Source organism: Clostridium sp. SHJSY1 (assembly GCF_031626875.1).
GTDB lineage: Bacteria > Bacillota > Clostridia > Clostridiales > Clostridiaceae > Clostridium.
In genome coordinates this window covers 55,147-73,469 of record NZ_JANDMF010000004.1, presented here as the reverse complement: position 1 = coordinate 73,469, position 18,323 = coordinate 55,147, and the positions used below count along the sequence as shown (strand labels likewise).

The 18,323-nt window shown below is 30.0% G+C and carries 21 protein-coding genes; 19 read left to right on the top strand and 2 right to left on the bottom strand.

All coding sequences use genetic code 11. From position 1 onward, the window contains the following. Positions 1-63 precede the first annotated feature (63 nt). The 18 genes from NNC19_RS03805 (at position 64) to NNC19_RS03720 (ending at position 15,863) form a co-directional block, all read left to right on the top strand. Positions 64-1,014: a sugar kinase gene (locus NNC19_RS03805; RefSeq protein WP_310937288.1), complete on the top strand. Its 951-nt coding sequence runs from the start codon at positions 64-66 to the stop codon at positions 1,012-1,014. Positions 1,015-1,025: 11 nt separating this feature from the next. Next, positions 1,026-1,652: a bifunctional 4-hydroxy-2-oxoglutarate aldolase/2-dehydro-3-deoxy-phosphogluconate aldolase gene (locus NNC19_RS03800; protein WP_310937287.1), complete on the top strand. Its 627-nt coding sequence runs from the start codon at positions 1,026-1,028 to the stop codon at positions 1,650-1,652. A 235-nt stretch (positions 1,653-1,887) separates the two neighbouring features. Continuing rightward, positions 1,888-2,823: a cysteine synthase A gene (gene cysK / locus NNC19_RS03795; protein ID WP_310937286.1), complete on the top strand. Its 936-nt coding sequence runs from the start codon at positions 1,888-1,890 to the stop codon at positions 2,821-2,823. Between the two features lie 188 nt (positions 2,824-3,011). Beyond that, complete coding sequence (locus NNC19_RS03790; RefSeq protein WP_396136396.1) at positions 3,012-3,125, top strand: DUF2292 domain-containing protein; 114 nt, start codon at positions 3,012-3,014, stop codon at positions 3,123-3,125. A gap of 110 nt (positions 3,126-3,235) precedes the next feature. Further along, entirely contained in the window at positions 3,236-4,393 is a 1,158-nt protein-coding gene (locus NNC19_RS03785) for a PLP-dependent aspartate aminotransferase family protein (protein WP_310937284.1), read from the top strand. Next, positions 4,390-5,304, top strand: a complete 915-nt coding sequence (locus NNC19_RS03780) for a cysteine synthase family protein (protein WP_310937283.1) — start codon at positions 4,390-4,392, stop codon at positions 5,302-5,304. Before NNC19_RS03785 ends, NNC19_RS03780 begins: the two co-directional genes overlap by 4 nt. A 175-nt stretch (positions 5,305-5,479) precedes the next feature. Continuing rightward, entirely contained in the window at positions 5,480-6,010 is a 531-nt protein-coding gene (locus NNC19_RS03775; protein WP_310937282.1) for an aminotransferase class I/II-fold pyridoxal phosphate-dependent enzyme, read from the top strand. Position 6,011: 1 nt separating this feature from the next. Next, positions 6,012-6,233 (top strand): aminotransferase class I/II-fold pyridoxal phosphate-dependent enzyme, encoded by a 222-nt coding sequence (locus NNC19_RS03770; RefSeq protein WP_310937281.1) that lies wholly within the window; start codon positions 6,012-6,014, stop codon positions 6,231-6,233. A gap of 202 nt (positions 6,234-6,435) precedes the next feature. Further along, entirely contained in the window at positions 6,436-7,464 is a 1,029-nt protein-coding gene (locus NNC19_RS03765) for a sulfate ABC transporter substrate-binding protein (protein WP_310937280.1), read from the top strand. 18 nt (positions 7,465-7,482) lie between these two features. After that, a complete protein-coding gene (cysT, locus tag NNC19_RS03760; RefSeq protein ID WP_310937279.1) occupies positions 7,483-8,307 on the top strand; it encodes a sulfate ABC transporter permease subunit CysT in 825 nt (274 codons plus the stop codon). A 6-nt stretch (positions 8,308-8,313) separates the two neighbouring features. Next, positions 8,314-9,129: a sulfate ABC transporter permease subunit CysW gene (gene cysW / locus NNC19_RS03755; protein ID WP_310937278.1), complete on the top strand. Its 816-nt coding sequence runs from the start codon at positions 8,314-8,316 to the stop codon at positions 9,127-9,129. Positions 9,130-9,131: 2 nt separating this feature from the next. After that, positions 9,132-10,196 carry a sulfate ABC transporter ATP-binding protein gene (locus NNC19_RS03750; RefSeq protein ID WP_310937277.1) on the top strand — a complete coding sequence of 355 codons (1,065 nt, stop codon included), beginning with the start codon at positions 9,132-9,134 and terminating at the stop codon, positions 10,194-10,196. Between the two features lie 20 nt (positions 10,197-10,216). Then, positions 10,217-11,893, top strand: coding sequence for an adenylyl-sulfate reductase subunit alpha (locus NNC19_RS03745; RefSeq protein WP_310937276.1), 1,677 nt, complete (start codon positions 10,217-10,219; stop codon positions 11,891-11,893). Further along, positions 11,877-12,188, top strand: coding sequence for a 4Fe-4S binding protein (locus NNC19_RS03740; protein ID WP_310937275.1), 312 nt, complete (start codon positions 11,877-11,879; stop codon positions 12,186-12,188). Before NNC19_RS03745 ends, NNC19_RS03740 begins: the two co-directional genes overlap by 17 nt. Positions 12,189-12,200: 12 nt before the next feature. Next, positions 12,201-13,001 carry a sulfate adenylyltransferase subunit CysD gene (gene cysD, locus NNC19_RS03735; RefSeq protein WP_310937274.1) on the top strand — a complete coding sequence of 267 codons (801 nt, stop codon included), beginning with the start codon at positions 12,201-12,203 and terminating at the stop codon, positions 12,999-13,001. A 17-nt stretch (positions 13,002-13,018) separates the two neighbouring features. Then, positions 13,019-14,713 carry a GTP-binding protein gene (locus tag NNC19_RS03730; protein ID WP_310937273.1) on the top strand — a complete coding sequence of 565 codons (1,695 nt, stop codon included), beginning with the start codon at positions 13,019-13,021 and terminating at the stop codon, positions 14,711-14,713. Between the two features lie 158 nt (positions 14,714-14,871). Further along, positions 14,872-15,507: a pyrophosphatase PpaX gene (gene ppaX, locus NNC19_RS03725; protein WP_310937272.1), complete on the top strand. Its 636-nt coding sequence runs from the start codon at positions 14,872-14,874 to the stop codon at positions 15,505-15,507. Positions 15,508-15,515: 8 nt separating this feature from the next. Beyond that, the gene (locus tag NNC19_RS03720; protein ID WP_310937271.1) at positions 15,516-15,863 is read left to right on the top strand and encodes an ArsC/Spx/MgsR family protein; all 348 of its coding nucleotides are present in this window, start codon (positions 15,516-15,518) and stop codon (positions 15,861-15,863) included. An 18-nt stretch (positions 15,864-15,881) separates the two neighbouring features. Here the strand turns inward: NNC19_RS03720 and NNC19_RS03715 are convergent, their stop codons facing one another. Both NNC19_RS03715 and NNC19_RS03710 read right to left on the bottom strand, forming a co-directional pair. Next, positions 15,882-16,481, bottom strand: a complete 600-nt coding sequence (locus tag NNC19_RS03715; protein ID WP_310937270.1) for a flavin reductase family protein — start codon at positions 16,479-16,481, stop codon at positions 15,882-15,884. A gap of 24 nt (positions 16,482-16,505) precedes the next feature. Then, positions 16,506-17,807 (bottom strand): serine hydrolase, encoded by a 1,302-nt coding sequence (locus NNC19_RS03710; protein ID WP_310937269.1) that lies wholly within the window; start codon positions 17,805-17,807, stop codon positions 16,506-16,508. A gap of 318 nt (positions 17,808-18,125) precedes the next feature. Here NNC19_RS03710 and NNC19_RS03705 point away from each other — a divergent pair, with 318 nt between their 5' ends. Continuing rightward, positions 18,126-18,323, top strand: a complete 198-nt coding sequence (locus NNC19_RS03705) for a hypothetical protein (RefSeq protein ID WP_310937268.1) — start codon at positions 18,126-18,128, stop codon at positions 18,321-18,323.

Genomic DNA, 18,323 nt, shown 5'->3' with positions numbered 1-18,323 from the left:
AAATACAAACAAAAGTGTAAGAAATCTTATTAATACAAATTTATATTTTTAGGAGGAAGATTTATGTTAGATGTAATTACAGTTGGAGATGCAATGATAGCAATGGTTCCTATTCAAAAAGGACCAATAATATTCTGTAATACTTTTGAGAGAAAAATAGGGGGAGCAGAATTAAATGTTGCTATTGGATGTGCAAGACTAGGATTGAAATCTGGATGGATAAGTAGACTAGGAAATGATGACTTTGGAAAATACATAACCAAAGTAGTACGAGGGGAAGGTATAGAGACTTCAGAAGTTAAATATGTTGAAGGATATCCAACATCAGTTTATTTTAGAGAAGTTTTAGCTGATGGATCAAGTAGATCATTTTACTATAGAGAAAAGTCTCCAACTAGCACAATGAATGTAGAAGAATTAAATGAAGAATATTTTAAAAATTCTAAGGTTCTACATATTACAGGTGTTTTTCCTTCAATTAATAAAAATAATCAAAAAGTTATATTGCAATCAGTAGAATTAGCTAAGAAACATAATTTAGTTGTATCTTTTGATCCAAATATAAGATTAAAAATGTGGACTAAAGAAGAAGCTAAAAATTATATAGAGTTGCTTTTACCAAATGTTGATATTTTATTAATAGGTGATGAAGAAGTGGAACTTCTATTAGGACAAGTAACAATAGATGAGGCTATTAAGATATTTCATAACTATGGAATAGGAAAAGTTATAGTTAAAAAAGGAGCTAAAGGAGCTATTGGATCTAATGGTAAAGAAATTTATAAGGTTGAAGCTATAAAACCAAGAGCTTTAGTTGATACTGTTGGCGCTGGAGATGGATTTGCAGCAGGTTTTCTAACCGCAACCCTTAAAGGTAAGACTTTCAAGGAAAGTATAAGATTTGCTAATGCCGTTGGATCTTTAGTAGTTGGTATTGAAGGTGATAATGAGGGATTACCTTATTATGATGATGTATTAGTACATTTAGGACAAGCTAAAAAAATAGAAAGATAAGGTGAATAGAAGTGTTTGAAGAAGTTTGTAAGACATTAATGGAGAAAAAAGCAGTAGCAGTTGTTAGAACTAATACTTATGAAGAAGCAAGAGAAATTAGTGAAGCAGCAATTGAGGGTGGAATTAAAGTCATAGAAGTTACTATGAGTGTTCCAAATGGGCCAAAGCTTATAAAAGAACTTAAAGAAAAGTATACAGAATTATGTGTTGGAGCAGGAACTGTTTTAACAAAGGAATCATTAGATGAATGTGTTGAGAATAAAGCAGATTTTATAGTTTCTCCTTGCACAGATGAAGAAATAATTGATTATGCAAAGATTAGAAATGCTTTTATAATTCCAGGAGTTATGACAATCTCAGAATTAAACAAAGTATACAAGCTAGGATTAAGATTTATAAAGGTTTTTCCAGGAAATGTTGTAGGAAAAGGTTTTATTGGAGCGGCAAAATCTATATTTCCAGATATAAATATAATGCCTACAGGTGGGGTTAATAAAGATAATATTAATGAATGGATAGAACTTGGAGCAGATTGTAGTGGAATAGGAAGCGATTTAAATAAAGCTTATAAAAAGAATGGATCTTTAGGAGTAAAAGAATATTGTACAGAAGTTATTAAAAGAGTACAAAATATATAAAATAAAAATATATTATACAAAATAATTTTGGAGATAGTTCATTAAAATGAGCTATCTTTTTTGATTTTAAAAATTAATTAGGGAAGAATAAATATGGAAGTGGTTTAGGTTATTAAAAATTATTAATAATTTCTAAATAAAGAAGTTGACAATTAGTAATTGATAGCATATACTAATACCATATTAAACGTATAAGATATATAGGAAATGCAAAAGTGAGATAGGAGTGAATTGTATGGAGAAAATATTTAAGAGTTTAGCAGATTTAGTAGGAAGGACACCTTTACTACAGGTATCAAGTTTTAGTAAAAAGAAAAATGTAAAAGCAAATATAGTAGTTAAGTTAGAATATTTTAATCCAGCAGGAAGTGTTAAAGATAGAATTGCAAAAGCAATGATAGAAGATGCAGAAGAAAAGGGAATGTTAAAAGAAGGATCAGTAATTATTGAACCAACTAGTGGAAATACAGGTATAGGAATAGCATCAGTTGGTACTGCTAAAGGTTATAAAGTTATAATTGTAATGCCTGAAACAATGAGTGTTGAAAGGCGTAGCTTAATAAAAGCATATGGTGCAGAAGTTGTGTTAACAGAAGGGGTAAAAGGAATGAAAGGTGCTATTGCTAAGGCTGATGAACTAGCAAAGGAAATTCCTAATTCATTTATACCAGGTCAATTCCAAAATCCAGCTAATCCAGAAATTCACAAAAATACAACTGGTCCTGAAATTTGGGAAGATACAGATGGAAAAGTTGATGTTTTTGTAGCTGGTGTTGGTACTGGAGGAACTATTTCTGGTGTTGGTGAATATTTAAAATTAAAAAATCCAAATGTCAAAATAGTAGCAGTAGAACCAGCAGATTCACCAGTTTTATCAGAAGGAAGGGCTGGTGCACATAAAATTCAAGGAATAGGTGCTGGATTTGTTCCAGATACACTAAATACAAAAATTTACGATGAAATAATTAAGGTTCAAAATGAGGATGCATTTATAACTTCAAGAGAGTTATCAAAAACAGAAGGATTACTTGTTGGAATTTCATCAGGGGCAGCTGCTTTTGCAGCAATAGAATTTGCTAAACGTCCAGAAAACGAAGGCAAAACAATAGTGGTTTTATTACCAGATACAGGAGAACGTTATTTATCAACAGCATTATTCGAAGATAAGTAGCAATCATTTTAGAAGATTTATATAGAATTAATTTAAGATATTCAGAGTGGAACCGTGGATTTATTATCTGCCTCTGTAATATTTACAGAGAAGATTTTTATTAGAAAATAAATTTTCAATTTGGGGTGAAAAAATTGTCAGTAATAAATATCGGCGAAAAGAAAACTAAAACTTTAACTGAAGAAAAGATGAAACAAATATTAGAATTAGTTTCAGAGATAAACTATGGTTCTGTAACTTTAGTAATACAAGATGGTATAGTAGTACAAGTTGATAGAAATGAGAAAATTAGAATAAGATAATGTTATAATATATCTGACTGGAAAAACCAGAGGACATATTTCTAAATAGAGAAATATGTCCTTTGTTTTTTGCAATTGAAATTTTAATGGATAATTCAGGGGGAAATAATATGAAAATAGAATCATTATTAATTCATGGAGGAATAGATGGAGATGATAAGACAGGAGCAGTAAATATTCCTATATTTCAAACATCCACATATAAACAGTCATCATTTGGAGAAAATAAAGGATATGAATATTCAAGAACTGGTAATCCAACCAGAGAAGCACTTGAAAGGCTCATAACAGATTTAGAAGGTGGAATTGGTGGTTTGGCTTTTGGAAGTGGGATGGCGGCCATAACAGCAGTATTATCACTATTTAAAAGTGGTGATAAAATATTAATTCCAAGTAATCTCTATGGTGGAACCTTTAGAGTAATAGATAAAGTGTTTAATAATTTCAATATAGATTATGAGATTGTAGATATTTCAAATATAGAGGAAGTAAAAAAAATTCTAGAAAAAGAAAATAGCAAAATAAAAGGTGTATTTATTGAGACTCCAACTAATCCATTAATGGATATTGCAGATATTAGAATAGTAAGTGAAATTTCTAAGAAATATGGAGCGTTAACTATTGTGGACAACACCTTTATGACTCCTTATTTACAAAAACCATTAGAACTTGGAGCTGATATAGTAATTCATAGTGCTACAAAATATCTTGGAGGACATAGTGATGTAGTAGCAGGCCTTATTGTTGTAAAAGAAAAAGGCCTTTTGGAAAAGTTACACTTTATCCAAAACTCTACTGGAGGAGTACTTGGACCTTTTGATTCATTTCTGCTTGTGAAAGGAATTAAGACTCTTGCAGTAAGGATGGATAGACACAATGAGAATGCAAAAACAGTTACAAAATATTTATTGGAAAATGAAAATGTAATAAAAGTATATTATCCTGGACTTAAAAATAATCCAGGTTATGAAGTTCATAAAAATCAGGCTACTGGATTTGGAGGAGTAGTGTCATTTGTTATTAGTGATCAAATAGATTACAAAAAATTTTTAAGTAGTTTTAAGGTCATTTCTTTTGGGGAAAGTTTAGGCGGAGTTGAATCATTAATTTGCCATCCAGCTACAATGACTCATGGAGCTATACCTTTTAAAATAAGGCAAAAGGTTGGAATTGTAGATGAGCTTATTAGATTATCTGTAGGTATAGAAAATGTAGAGGATTTATTAGAAGATTTAAATAATGCATTTAAGGAGAGTAGAGTTAGATGAAATACATCAATGACATAAGGGAACTCATTGGGAAAACACCATTAATAAAACTAAACTATATTAAAACAAAGAAAGATGTAAATATTTTTGCAAAACTTGAATATTTAAATCCTGGAGGAAGTGTAAAAGATAGAATTGGAATATCAATGATTGAAGGCGCAGAGAAAAGAGGTGAACTTAAGAAAGGAGATACAATTATAGATGCTACAGCAGGAAATACAGGAATTGGAATAGCTTTAGCTGCTATAAATAGAGGATACAATGTGATTTTTATAATACCATTAAAATTTTCAGAAGAAAAACAAAAAATAGTGAAAGTACTAGGTGCTAAAGTAATAAATACTCCTAAGGAAAATGGAATGCTTGGAGCAGTAGAGAAAGCTGAAGAATTATTGAAAGAAATTCCTAATAGTATTAGTTTAAAACAATTTGCTAATGAAGATAATCCATTAGCACACTATGAAGGAACAGGTGCAGAAATTTATGAAGCTTTAGGAGATGAAATTGATTATTTTATAGCAGGAGCAGGAAGTGGCGGGACCTTTAGTGGAGTTGCTAGATATCTTAAGAGTAAAAATCCTAAAGTAAAAGGTGTACTAGCTGATCCTATTGGATCAACTATGGTTGAAGGTGAACATGGAGATTATGAAATAGAAGGAATAGGAAATGATTTTGTACCACAAACTATGGATTTATCCTTGGTGGATAGGGTAATTAAAGTTAGTGATAATGAAGCTTTTGAAAAAGTAAAACTTTTAGCTAAAAAGGAAGGAATGATAGTTGGATCATCTTCAGGAGCTGCTCTGGCTGTAGCATTAAAATTAGCTGATGAAATAGACAAAGGTAATATTGTAACTATTTTTCCGGATAGTGGTGATAGATATATAAGTAAAGGTTTATTTGATGATTAGACAAAATAAAGTTTTTTAGAGAAAATGAAAATGTTTGGTTTAGAAATTTTAATGATAGATAATAAAAATGTCAACTATGAAAAATATGTTGTAACAGTGATATTTACAGGGCTACACTTTTAGTTTAATATTGATTAAAAGGGGGGCAGCAATATGAAAAATAAAAAAAACTATAATGAATTTAGAACCATATATTTCAGGATTTCAACCTAATTTAGATGATAATGAAGTGTTAAAATTGAATGCTAATGAAAATGCATGTCCACCTTCACCATGTATTAAATCGCTTCTGGTAAATATAGACATTAATAGACTTTGTTATTATCCATCATCTAAAAGTGATAAACTTAGAAATAATATAACTAATTTATATGGAATTTCAAAAGAAGAGGTTTTTTGTGGAAATGGGTCGGATGAAGTGATTTCACTTATAATGAGAGTTTTTTTGGATAAGGGAGATAGAATTATTTCTCCATATCCTACTTATACAGTTTATAAAACTTATGCAGACATGTTTGATATAGAATATCAAAGTGTAAATGTAAATGAAAATTGGGGAATTGATGTAGAAGGAATGTTAAAAAATAATTCTGATGCAATTTTTTTAGCTAATCCAAATGCACCAACAGGAATATTAATTACCAAATATGAAATAGAGAAGATATTAAACAGTTATGAAGGTTTAGTAGTAATTGATGAAGCATAATATGGACTTTTCAACACAAGTTTTATCATCTGGAACAAATTTTGTGCTTTGCAAACCACCTGAGAAAGTTAATGCTGATTTTATAGTGAAAAAATTGTATGAATATAAAATTTATATCAGATATTTTAATTCTCCCATGCTTGATGATAAATTAAGGATTACAGTAGGGAAAGTTAATGAAATTGACCGTTTGATAAAAGCATTAAAGGAAATATTAGATTAATAAAGAGACTCATTTTTAAACAATTATGTTTATAAGATGAGTCTTTTTATTTTTGTAGGATAGTGTTGGATACTAAAGAAAATTATTCAGTAATTAAAAAAATAATCAAAACTGTTGACAAAGTGAATTTCCTAGCATATACTAATTCATAATAAACTTATAATACTTATAAGGGTTATACGAATAAGATGGGGGCGAAAAAATGAAAAAAAGAATTATAAGTATAATTTTAGGTTGCGTTATGTTATTGGGGATAATAACAGGTTGTACAGAAAAAAATGAGAATAACAGAAAAGTGGAATTATTAAATGTATCCTATGATCCTACTAGAGAATTATATTCGGATTACAATGAAAGCTTTGCAAAGTATTGGAAGGAAAAAACAGGACAAGAAGTAACTATAAATCAATCACATGGAGGCTCAGGAAAACAGGGACGTGCAGTAATACAAGGTCTAGAAGCTGATGTGGTAACTTTAGCACTATCATATGATATAGATAATATAAGTAAATCGGGATTAATAGATAAGGAGTGGCAAAGTAAGTATAGTAATAATAGTTCCCCATATACATCAACAATTGTTTTTCTGGTTAGAAAAGGAAATCCTAAAGGTATAAAGGATTGGAATGATTTGACGAAGGAAGGAGTTTCAATAATTACTCCTAATCCTAAAACTTCAGGTGGTGCAAGATGGAATTATTTAGCTGCATGGGCTTATGCTTTAAAAAATAACAATGGAAGTGAAGATTCAGCAAAGGAATTTGTTTCTAAATTATATAAAAATGTTGAGGTGTTAGCATCTGGTGCTAGAGAATCTACTACTACTTTTGTTCAAAATGGAATTGGAGATGTGCTTATAGCATGGGAAAATGAAGCATTCTTAGCTATTAATGAACTTGGACCAGATGAATTTGAAATGGTTGTACCTTCGATAAGTATACTAGCGGAACCACCAGTAGCTGTTGTTGATGATGTTGTGGAGAAAAGAGGTACAAGGGAAGTAGCGCAGGCATACATAGATTATCTTTATAGTGATGAAGCACAAGAAATTGTGGCTAAAAATTATTATAGGCCAAGCAATAAGAAAATAGCTAATAAATATAAGGATAGATTTAAAGATCTTAATTTAGTTACCATAGATGATACCTTTGGGGGATGGCAAGAAGCTCAAAAAAAACATTTTGCTGATGGTGGTATTTTCGATGAGATATATGTTCCAAGGAGTAATTAATATTGAGGGGGGTCAAGGATGAAAAAAGAAAAAAAAGTCATCCCAGGGTTTGGATTATCTATGGGATTTACACTGACATATTTAAGTTTTATTGTATTAATTCCACTAAGTACAATAGTCCTGAAAGGATCAGAAATGGGAATAGGAGATTTTTTTAAAACAGTAACTGATGCTAGAGTTGTGGCAAGTTATAGGGTGAGTTTTATATGTGCTTTAATAGCAGCACTAATAAATAGTGTATTTGGTTTAATTTTAGCATGGGTTCTTGTTAGGTACAAATTTCCTTTTAAGAGGATTTTAGATGGGGTTATAGATTTACCATTTGCATTGCCAACAGCAGTTGCAGGTATTGCACTTACTACATTATATTCTAAAAATGGATTGATTGGAAAATGGTTATATTCTTTAGGAATTCAATCAGCTTTTTCGACTTTTGGAATTATAGTAGCTCTTATATTTATAGGAATTCCTTTTGTTGTTAGAACAATACAGCCAGTATTGGAAGAATTTGATGTTCAATATGAAGAAGCAGCTACTATGCTTGGTTCAGGAAGAATAAGAACGTTTTTTAAAGTAATATTTCCTGAAATATTACCACCACTCTTAACTGGGTTTGGATTAGCTCTTGCTAGAGGTATGGGTGAGTATGGAAGTGTAGTATTTATTTCAGGGAATATGCCAATGAAAACTGAAATAGCACCACTATTGATTATGAGCAAGCTTGAGCAATTTGACTATAAGGGTGCAACAGCAATAGCTTTAGTGATGCTTGTATTTTCCTTCTTGGTACTCTTTTTTATAAATCTTTTAGCACATCGTACTAATAAGTTTATAAAGGGGTGATTTAAGATGAATAGAAAAGAAAGTAAATTGATTAAGTGGATATTAATATCTATTAGTGTTCTATTCTTGGTAGTGATGCTAGGTATGCCATTATCAGTTGTAATTATTGAATCTCTTAGTAAGGGTGTTGATGTTTATGTAGCTGCAATAAAAGATAATTACACAATGAAAGCTATTGAATTAACTCTTATGGCAACAGTAGTAGCTACATTATTTAATACAATCTTTGGTTTAAGTGCAGCTTGGGCAATAACAAAATTTAAAATAAAACATAAAAATCTTTTAAATACATTAATAGATTTACCTTTTGCAATTTCACCAGTTATTGCTGGGTTAGTATTTGCGCTTTGCTACGGTAGAGGAGGATATTTTGCTGGGGTTACTCAAGGGTTAGGGATAAAAGTCATATTTGCTGTACCAGGAATTATATTAGCAACTATATTTGTAACATTTCCTCTTATATCTCGTGAACTTATACCATTAATGAATTCGCAAGGAAAAGATGAGGAAGAAGCTGCAGCTATGATGGGAGCTAGTGGGTTTAGGATATTTAGAAAAGTTACACTACCAAACATAAAATGGGGCCTTTTATATGGAATTATTCTATGTATAGCTAGAGCTATGGGTGAATTTGGAGCAGTTTCAGTTGTATCAGGGCATATTAGAGGAAAAACTGATACTTTACCATTGCATGTTGAGATACTTTATAATGAATATCAATTTGCAGCAGCCTTTGCAGTGGCTTCAATACTAGTAATTATGGCTATAATTATATTGATTTTCAGAAATATTATTGAGTGGAAAAGCAAAGGAGAGGTATAAAAATGTATGTTGAATTAAGAAAGATTAATAAATCATATGGAAGTTTTAAAGCTTCGAATAATGTTAATTTCAATATAGATGAAGGAAAACTTATAGGACTTTTAGGGCCTAGCGGAAGTGGGAAAACAACTATTTTAAGGATGATTGCAGGGCTTGAGACCCCAGATTCTGGGGATATTATTATAGGTGGTACAAAGGTAAATAATATACCTGCAGGAAAAAGAGGGATAGGCTTTGTATTTCAAAATTATGCTTTATTTCGTCATATGACTATCTATGATAATATTGCTTTTGGATTAGAGGTAAAAAAAGCTAGTAAAACTGAAATAAAAAAAAGGGTAACTGAGCTTATAGAATTAATTGGATTGAAAGGTTTGGAAAAAAGATATCCTCATCAGCTTTCAGGTGGACAAAGGCAAAGGGTAGCATTTGCAAGAGCACTAGCACCAAGTCCAAAACTTCTACTATTAGATGAACCTTTTGCAGCAATAGATGCAAAAGTAAGAAAAGAACTTAGAGCATGGCTTAGAGAAATGATAAGCAAGCTTGGAATAACTAGCATATTTGTAACTCATGATCAAGATGAAGCGGTTGAAGTTGCAGATGAAATAATTGTTACTAATAAAGGTGTAATTGAACAAATGGGAACTCCTATTGAAATATATAAAAATCCAAAGACTCCATTTGTAACTCAGTTTATTGGAGAATCAACTATTATAGAAGAGTATAAAAAGTTAAAAGGCTTTAGTGAAGATACATTAGGAGAAAAAGCTATAGTACGACCTGAGTTTATACAAATAGGTATAAGTAAAGAAGAAATGCCAGTTCCCTCAGCCGCAGAAAAAGGGAAAGTTAGTGCAGTTTCTTTCAGAGGAAACAATCTTGAAATTCAAGTAAAAGTTGGTGATATATTTCTTACTTCATATAGAAGTTTAGAAGATGAACAATTAAATGTTAATGACCAGGTATATGTATTGGTGCATAGACTTTATGTATTTAATGATAAAGAGTCAAAAATGTTGGAAAATAGTTTGAAGAAGACAGATCCAATGCAGATATACATTTAAATTTTAGGATGGGTGATTTTATGGAGATTAAAAAGCTTTCAACTGATATATTAATTATTGGTGGAGGAACAGCTGGATGCTATGCAGCCTTAGCTATAGCAAAAGAATCTAATAAAAAGGTATTAATTTTAGAAAAAGCAAATATTAAAAGAAGTGGATGTTTAGCAGCAGGTGTTAATGCATTAAATGCATACATTGTAAAAGGACAAAAACCAGAGGATTATGTTGATTATGCAAAAAGAGATGCTGAAGGAATAGTAAGAGAAGATTTATTAATTACTATGGCAAGAAGACTTAATGATGTTACTGAAAAATTAGAAGATTTAGGATTAGTAATTCTTAAAGATGAAAATGGAGAATATGTAACAAGAGGTAATAGAAATATAAAAATAAATGGTGAAAATATTAAGTCTATATTAGCTAATGCAGTAAACAAACTTAAAAATGTTGAGGTAGTAAATAAAGTAAATGTTATAGATTATTTAGTAAAAGATAATCAAATCTATGGAGCATATGGAATCTCTACTGATGAAGAAATATTTTATGTAGTTGAAGCTAAAGCTGTTATATGTGCAACAGGTGGGGCATCAGGTTTATATAAACCAAATAATCCAGGCTTTTCTAAACATAAAATGTGGTATAGTCCATTTAATACAGGTGCTGGATTTGCTATGGGTATAAGAGCAGGCGCGGAAATGACTACATTTGAAATGAGATTTATAGCACTAAGATGCAAAGATACAATTGCACCAACTGGAACTATAGCACAAGGGGTTGTGGCACCACAAATAAATTCTAAAGGTGAAGATTATGGGAAAATTTATGGTAATACTACATCAGAAAGAGTTTATGGTACTGTTAAGGAAAATTTAGAGGGGAGAGGACCATGCTATTTAAAAACAGAAGGAATAAGCAAGAAAGCAGAACAAGATTTATTAAAAGCATATCTTAATATGGCTCCAAGTCAAACATTAAAATGGATTGAAAGTGGTAGTGGACCAAGAAAGGAAAATGTTGAAATAGAAGGTACAGAACCATATGTGGTTGGTGGACATACTGCTAGTGGATATTGGGTGGATACAAATAGAGCTACTACAATAAAAGGGCTATATGCTGCTGGAGATGTTGCTGGGGGATGTCCTCAAAAATATGTTACTGGTGCTTTAGTTGAAGGAGAGATAGCAGGGATGGCTGCACTAAATTACATAGATAGTGTAAATTTAAGGGCTATAGATGAAGAAGAAATAAGTGAAGTATTTAATAAAATTATAAATCATTTTAGTGTAGATAAAGAACTTTATGAAATTGATAATCTAGAAGAAGGTATGCAAACAGTAATGGACAAATATGCTGGAGGAATAAGTAATAATTATCAATTTAATGAAAAACAATTAGAACTTGCTGATTTAAAAATTGATAATATTATAGAACTTGCTGAGAATTTAAAAGCAGAGGATATTGATGACTTAATTCATATATTTGAATTGAAAGAGAGACTAGTTGTATGTAAAGTTCTTATAGCACATTTAAGAGCTAGAAAAGAAACAAGATGGCATAGTTTCTGTGAGAATTTAGATTATCCAAATAATGATGATAAATATTTAAAATATGTTAATTCAGTTATGCAGGATGGAAAAGTAAATATATTACTTAGAAATTTGGTTAATGGAGGTGAAATCTATGAGCATAGCAATTAATAAAAAATCCTGTGTAGGTTGTGGTAAGTGCCAAGAGGTTTGTCCTGGGAACCTAATTAAGTGTGATAAAAATAGAAAAGCCTATATAAAGTTTCCTGAAAGTTGTTGGGGATGTGCATCTTGTGTTAAGGAATGCAAGGTAGATGCAATAAAGTTTTACTTAGGAGCTGATATTGGAGGCTTAGGAAGTACATTATCCATAAAGGAAGAAGGAGATATTACTCATTGGATTATAAAAAAAGACAAAGAAGAAATAATAATTGATGTTAATAAAAAGAATGCAAATGCATATTAAGGGGGATATGAAATGGATCATTTAGATAGACTTGAAGCAGAAAGTATTTTTATATTAAGAGAGGCTTACAAAAAACTTGGTAAGCTTGGAATGTTGTGGTCAATAGGAAAGGATTCAACAGTATTATTATGGCTTGCTAAGAAAGCTTTTTATGGACACTGTCCATTTCCGTTTATACATGTTGATACAACTTTTAAAATTCCTGAAATGATTGAATATAGAGATAGAGTTGCAAAGGAATTAAACTTAGATTTAATAGTTCATACAAATAAGGAAGCAATAGAAGCAGGCATGGGACCAGAAAAAGGAAGATTACAATGTTGTAAGGCATTAAAAACAGAAGGACTTCAACAAGTTGTAAGGGACTATGGTTTTGAAGGACTTATTGTTGGTGTTAGACGTGATGAGGAAGGTTCTCGTTCTAAAGAAAGAGTATTTAGTGAAAGAAATAAAGATTATGAATGGGATTATTCAAATCAACCACCAGAATTATGGAATCAATTTAAAACTGATTTTCCAAAAGGAAATCATATTAGGGTACATCCACTTCTACAATGGAATGAACTTGATATATGGGAATATATAAAGAGAGAAAATATTCCTATAATTGATTTATATTTCGCAAAGAATGGAGAACGTTATAGAAGTTTAGGTTGTGCACCATGCACAGGAAGAATTAAGTCTAATGCTTCTACATTGGATGAAATAATAGAAGAGTTAAAGACAACTACAACTGGAGAACGTGCTGGAAGGGCTCAAGACCAGGAAGATTCTTATGCAATGCAAAAATTAAGAAAAGATGGCTATATGTAATTAAGGGGGCAAAAATCATGATAAATAATAGAGAGACACTAAATATAGTGGTAGTTGGACACGTTGACCATGGTAAATCTACAGTAATAGGAAAGTTACTTTATGATACTCATTCTTTACCAGAAGGAGCAATAGATAAAGTTAAAAGAATAGCTAAGGAAACAGGAAAACCTTTTGAATATGCCTATCTTTTAGATGCTTTTGAAGAAGAACAAAAACAAGGGATAACTATAGATACAACACAAATTCAATTTGCAACTGAAAATAGAGATTATGTAATTATAGATGCACCAGGACATAAAGAATTTTTGAAGAATATGATTTCAGGAGCAGCTGATGCAGAGGCAGCACTATTAATAGTTGATGCTAAGCAAGGAGTACAAGAACAATCTAAAAGACATGCATATATACTTTCATTACTTGGTATAAAGAAAGTTTACGTTATTGTAAATAAAATGGATTTAGTAAACTACTCAGAAGAAGTGTTTAAAAATGTAAAAAATGATATGTCAAAATTTTTAGCAGATCTTAATGTTTATCCATTAAATTATATACCAGTTTCAGCTTTTTTGGGAGAAAATATTTTAACAGCTTCTGATAAGATGATATGGTATAAGGGGAAATCAGTTATTGAATCAATTGATTTGATAGAAAAAGAAAAAGGAATAGAAGAAAAAGCTTTAAGATTTCCAATACAAGATGTTTATAAATTTGATGATAGAAGAATTATTGCTGGAAGAATAGAAAGTGGTAAAATTAGTGTTAATGATGAAATAACTATTTATCCAGAAGGTAAGAAGACTAAAGTCAAAACAATAGAATATTGGGTAGAAAAAGATAAGAAAGATACAGCTTATGCTGGAGAATCTATAGGAATTACAGTGACTGATGAATTTTTCAATAAAAGAGGGGAAGTTATAACATTTGAAAGTGAATCTCCAGAGGTTTCAAATAGTTTTAGAGCAAACATTTTCTGGATGGGTAAAAATGATTTAGTTAAAGGTAAGAAATATAAGATTAAACTAACTACTCAAGAAGTAGAAGGCGAAATTGAAAGTATAGTTAGAGTAATTGATGCTTCAAGTTTGGATAGTAATAAGGAAAATACTAAAATAGTTTTAAATGATGTTGCAGAAGTAATTGTTAAAACTAATGAAAATGTGGCATTTGATAAATTCAGTGATAGCAGTGCCACAGGAAGATTTGTTATTGTAGATGGATATGATGTAGCTGGTGGAGGTATTATTACTCAGAATGAGGAAGTTTATGGTGAAGCTCTTGCCAATGGCTTTGAGTTTAATGGTATAACTGCTAGAGGTGATATATTTGAAGAATATTATTATGAAGATATAAGTTTTTCTCTTAAAAAGGAATTAAATAATAGGGAAGTTTATACTGTAGGAGATATATTGCCATTGAGTGGTGATAGTTACAATTATCCTACTGATTTAGATATTTTAGTGTTTAGAGATAAAGTATCAATTAAAGTTAGAAATGGAAGAGTATCATCTGTAGATAATATTAAAAACTATATTTATGAAGGATATCCGGTAGTAAATGGAAGAGGATTTGCAGTTAAATTAGAAGATGAGGATGACTTAAAAGCATTAATAGAGGGGTATGAAAAGACTCAAGGAAGCAAAAAAGATTTATCTAAATTCCTAAGTGAATGGTTTATAATAGACAAGTATAGAAACTTAACATTTAAATAAGATTTAAGTAGAAAAGGTGACTTATTCAGAAAAAGAGTAGTCACCTTTCCTGTTTGATTATATTTATTAAAATCAAAAACTTTACTGATTATCAGATATAATATATAGTTTATATGTAAAGAAATTTAGCAACAAAAGTGAATGAAAGAGGTTTAGAAATGGTTAAAGCAGTTTTATTTGATTTAGATGGAACACTACTTGATACAAATGATTTAATTTATGATTCATTTTGCACAGCGTTTAAAGAAGTTTTAAATATGGAACTACCTAAAGAAGAGATTACATTACTATATGGAAAACCACTTAAAACTAGTCTTACAAAATACACTGATGATGAAAAACTCTTAGAGTGTTTAGTAAGTACCTATAGAAGTTATAATGTTAAACATCATGATGATATGTGTAAGCCTTTTGAGGGTGTAAAAGAATTATTAATATCTTTAAAAGATAAGGGAATAAAGCTTGGAATTGTTACTTCAAAGCGAAAAGAATTAGCAATAAAGGGATTAGAACTTGGTAAGATAATGGATTATATGAATGTAATAGTTTCTCCAGAGGATACTATAAAGCATAAACCTGAAGGAGAACCAGTATTAAAAGCATGTGAAATATTGAATATATCACCTAAAGAAGCAATTATGGTAGGAGATAGTCCATATGATCTTTTGTCAGGTAAAGCTGCAGGTTGCTTTACTTGTGGAGTAGAATATACTGCCTTGGAATTAAAGGAATTAGCTAAAGTGGAGCCAAGCTATATGATTAAGAATCCATTAGAGATATTAGAGTTAATTTAGGAGGAATTATGAATATACAGATTTTTGGAACCAGAAAGTGCTTTGATACAAAAAAAGCTGAAAGATTTTTTAAAGAAAGAAGAATTAAGTATCAGATGATTGATATGAATGAAAAAGGTATGAGTAAGGGGGAGTTAAACTCTGTTAAAATTTCAGTTGGTATAAATGAACTTGTAAACACTAAGTCTAAGAACTATTTGAAATCTAATATAGGAAGTATAAGGAGTACTGAAATAAAAGAAGAACTATTGCTTAAAGATCAAAGCTTATTAATTACACCTATTGTTAGAAATGGTAAAAAATCAACTGTTGGATTTAAACCTGAAGTTTGGGAAGAATGGATTAAAACTGAATAAATTGAAAAAAAGTCAGAATTATTTTTTCTGACTTTTTTTCAATTTCTGTTTTGTTTTTTTCTTTATAGAGTAGCCAAATGAACCCAATGGTTTTTGATTTAAACCAAAGTATTCACCATGACTATAGCAAATAAGATTAGCTCTGTCAAAGCAGATTTTATTATTCTCATTAATAAGACTTTTATCGACCTTTACATTAGTTATATCTAGTAGGAACATATCATGAGTCCCTAAAGGGGTTATGGATTTTACTTTGCATTCTAAGGCAACTGGAGAGGCTTCTAATGATGGAGTTGATATTGTAATACCTTCATTAAGTTTTAAATCAAAATGTTCTATTTTATTTTCTTTTTTGCCACTTCTAACTCCACAATAGTCAACTATTTTAACCATATCTTGAGTAGTTAAGTTGATAACACATTCCATACTTTCTTTGATAAAATCATAAGATAATCTTTCAGGTCTAATGCCTACAGCCATAACAGGTGGTTTCGTGCAAACGGTGCTTACCCAACCAATCGTAAATACATTAATTTTTCCTTCATTATTTCTAGTTGTAACTAAAACAACAGGGGTAGGATTTAACATTACACTACCTTTAAAATTGACTTTATCCATAATTACCTCTTCCTAGCATAAGTATTAAAATCTTATTCTACTTCTGTATTTATTCTTTTTCTTATGACGACTATTATTAATCATTTTAATTATTAGTAATATTAAAATAATAACAATAACTATAACAGCAATTAAAGCAAGATATGCTAGAATATTAGCTTTAATAATAGTCATAGTGCTTATATTAACCTTACCTTTAACATCTGTTGAAAAATGTTTAACAGAAACAGTAAGCTTTGTTGAATCTTCAGATGCAACTTTCCAAGCATTATTTTCATCAGAGTTAAGTTTTATTGATGCTTCATTAAAATTAATTGAATTATTATAAAGGTTAACATCTTCTGCTAATACAATTGGTGCGTTTATTGTCTTTTTAGGACCAAAGAATCTAAATAATTTATATTCTAACTCAGCAGTTCCAACTTCTTCACCAGATTTTTTATATACTTCTCTATTTGCATCTTGGCTATAGGTCATCATCTTGTTAATGTCATCAAATCTTTTTAAATTATCATTTAAATCACATTTCAAAACAACAGCTAAAAATTTTTTATTATTTCTTTCATAAACTCCAGCAAAGCATGTTCCAGCTTCATTAGTTATACCAGTTTTACCACCGATATTTCCGTTTTTACCCAATTCAAAATTTCTATTCTCTAATTTTACTTTTGTATATTCGGGTAAAGTAATATTAGCATCATGAAGTTGAACTGTCTTATTTATCCATTCATTTTCATAAGCAGCTTTCATTAATAAAGCTAATTCATATGCATTTGAATAGTTAACATCATGTCCATTTTCAGGAAGTCCATTTGGATTTTCAAAGTGGGTATTGTCTAAACCCATTTCTTTTGCCTTTTTATTCATCATATCAGCAAATTTCTCTTTGCTTCCACCAACTTCGTCTGAAATCATGTATGCAGTGTCATTACCAGAAAACAACAAAAGTCCCTTCATAACTACATCAGCTGTTAATGTTTGACCAACAGTAAAAGATTTTCCGTAAGGTTTCATCATATCGTTATCTAATGTATATGGTGGTTGAGCTTTAGCTGATTCTGTATAAGTTATGTTATCAGTTTCTTTATTGTGTTCAGCAAAAAGTAAAGCAGTCATTAATTTTGAAGTACTAGCTAAAAACATTTTATCATTAGCATTTTTTTCGTAGATTATTTCTCCAGTATCATAGTCCATAACTATAGCTGCCTTTGATACTATATTTATGTTATTTACGTTTTCAGTAGCATATACTTTATTAGCAAAAGGTGTTAAGAATGCTATAGAAAGCGCGAGTGTAATAGTTCTAAATAATTTTCCCTTAGTCATGATTTATCTCCCATCTAAAATATACTTAAAAACATTTATTAGTATATCATTTATAAAAATTAATAACAATAAGTAAAAGTATGTATTGAATAAAAATACTAAATACATTTCAAAATTTGAAATATATGAATGATTAAATTAAAGATTAATGGTTAAAATAATAATTATCTTATTTAAAATATGATACTAATTCTTGAAATTCGATGATTTTTTTATGTTACAAAAAAAAGGTCTAAAAAAATTATATTTTGTGTTATAATAAATAACGAAATACTGTGGTGGGGGATGAACTAAAAAGTGAACGATGCATATAGATGTATGATAAAAGTAGAGAATAGTAGATATTACATAGGGGAAGATTATAACGGTAAAAAGTACAAAATCATAAAAAATGATAATATTAGATGTAAAGTTGGAGATGATTTTTATTTTTATGCTGTTAAGGAAAAGGGAGTACTAAGAGATAAATTAATACCTATTTCAGATGAAATGGCTGGTGTTATAAAAAATAAATAA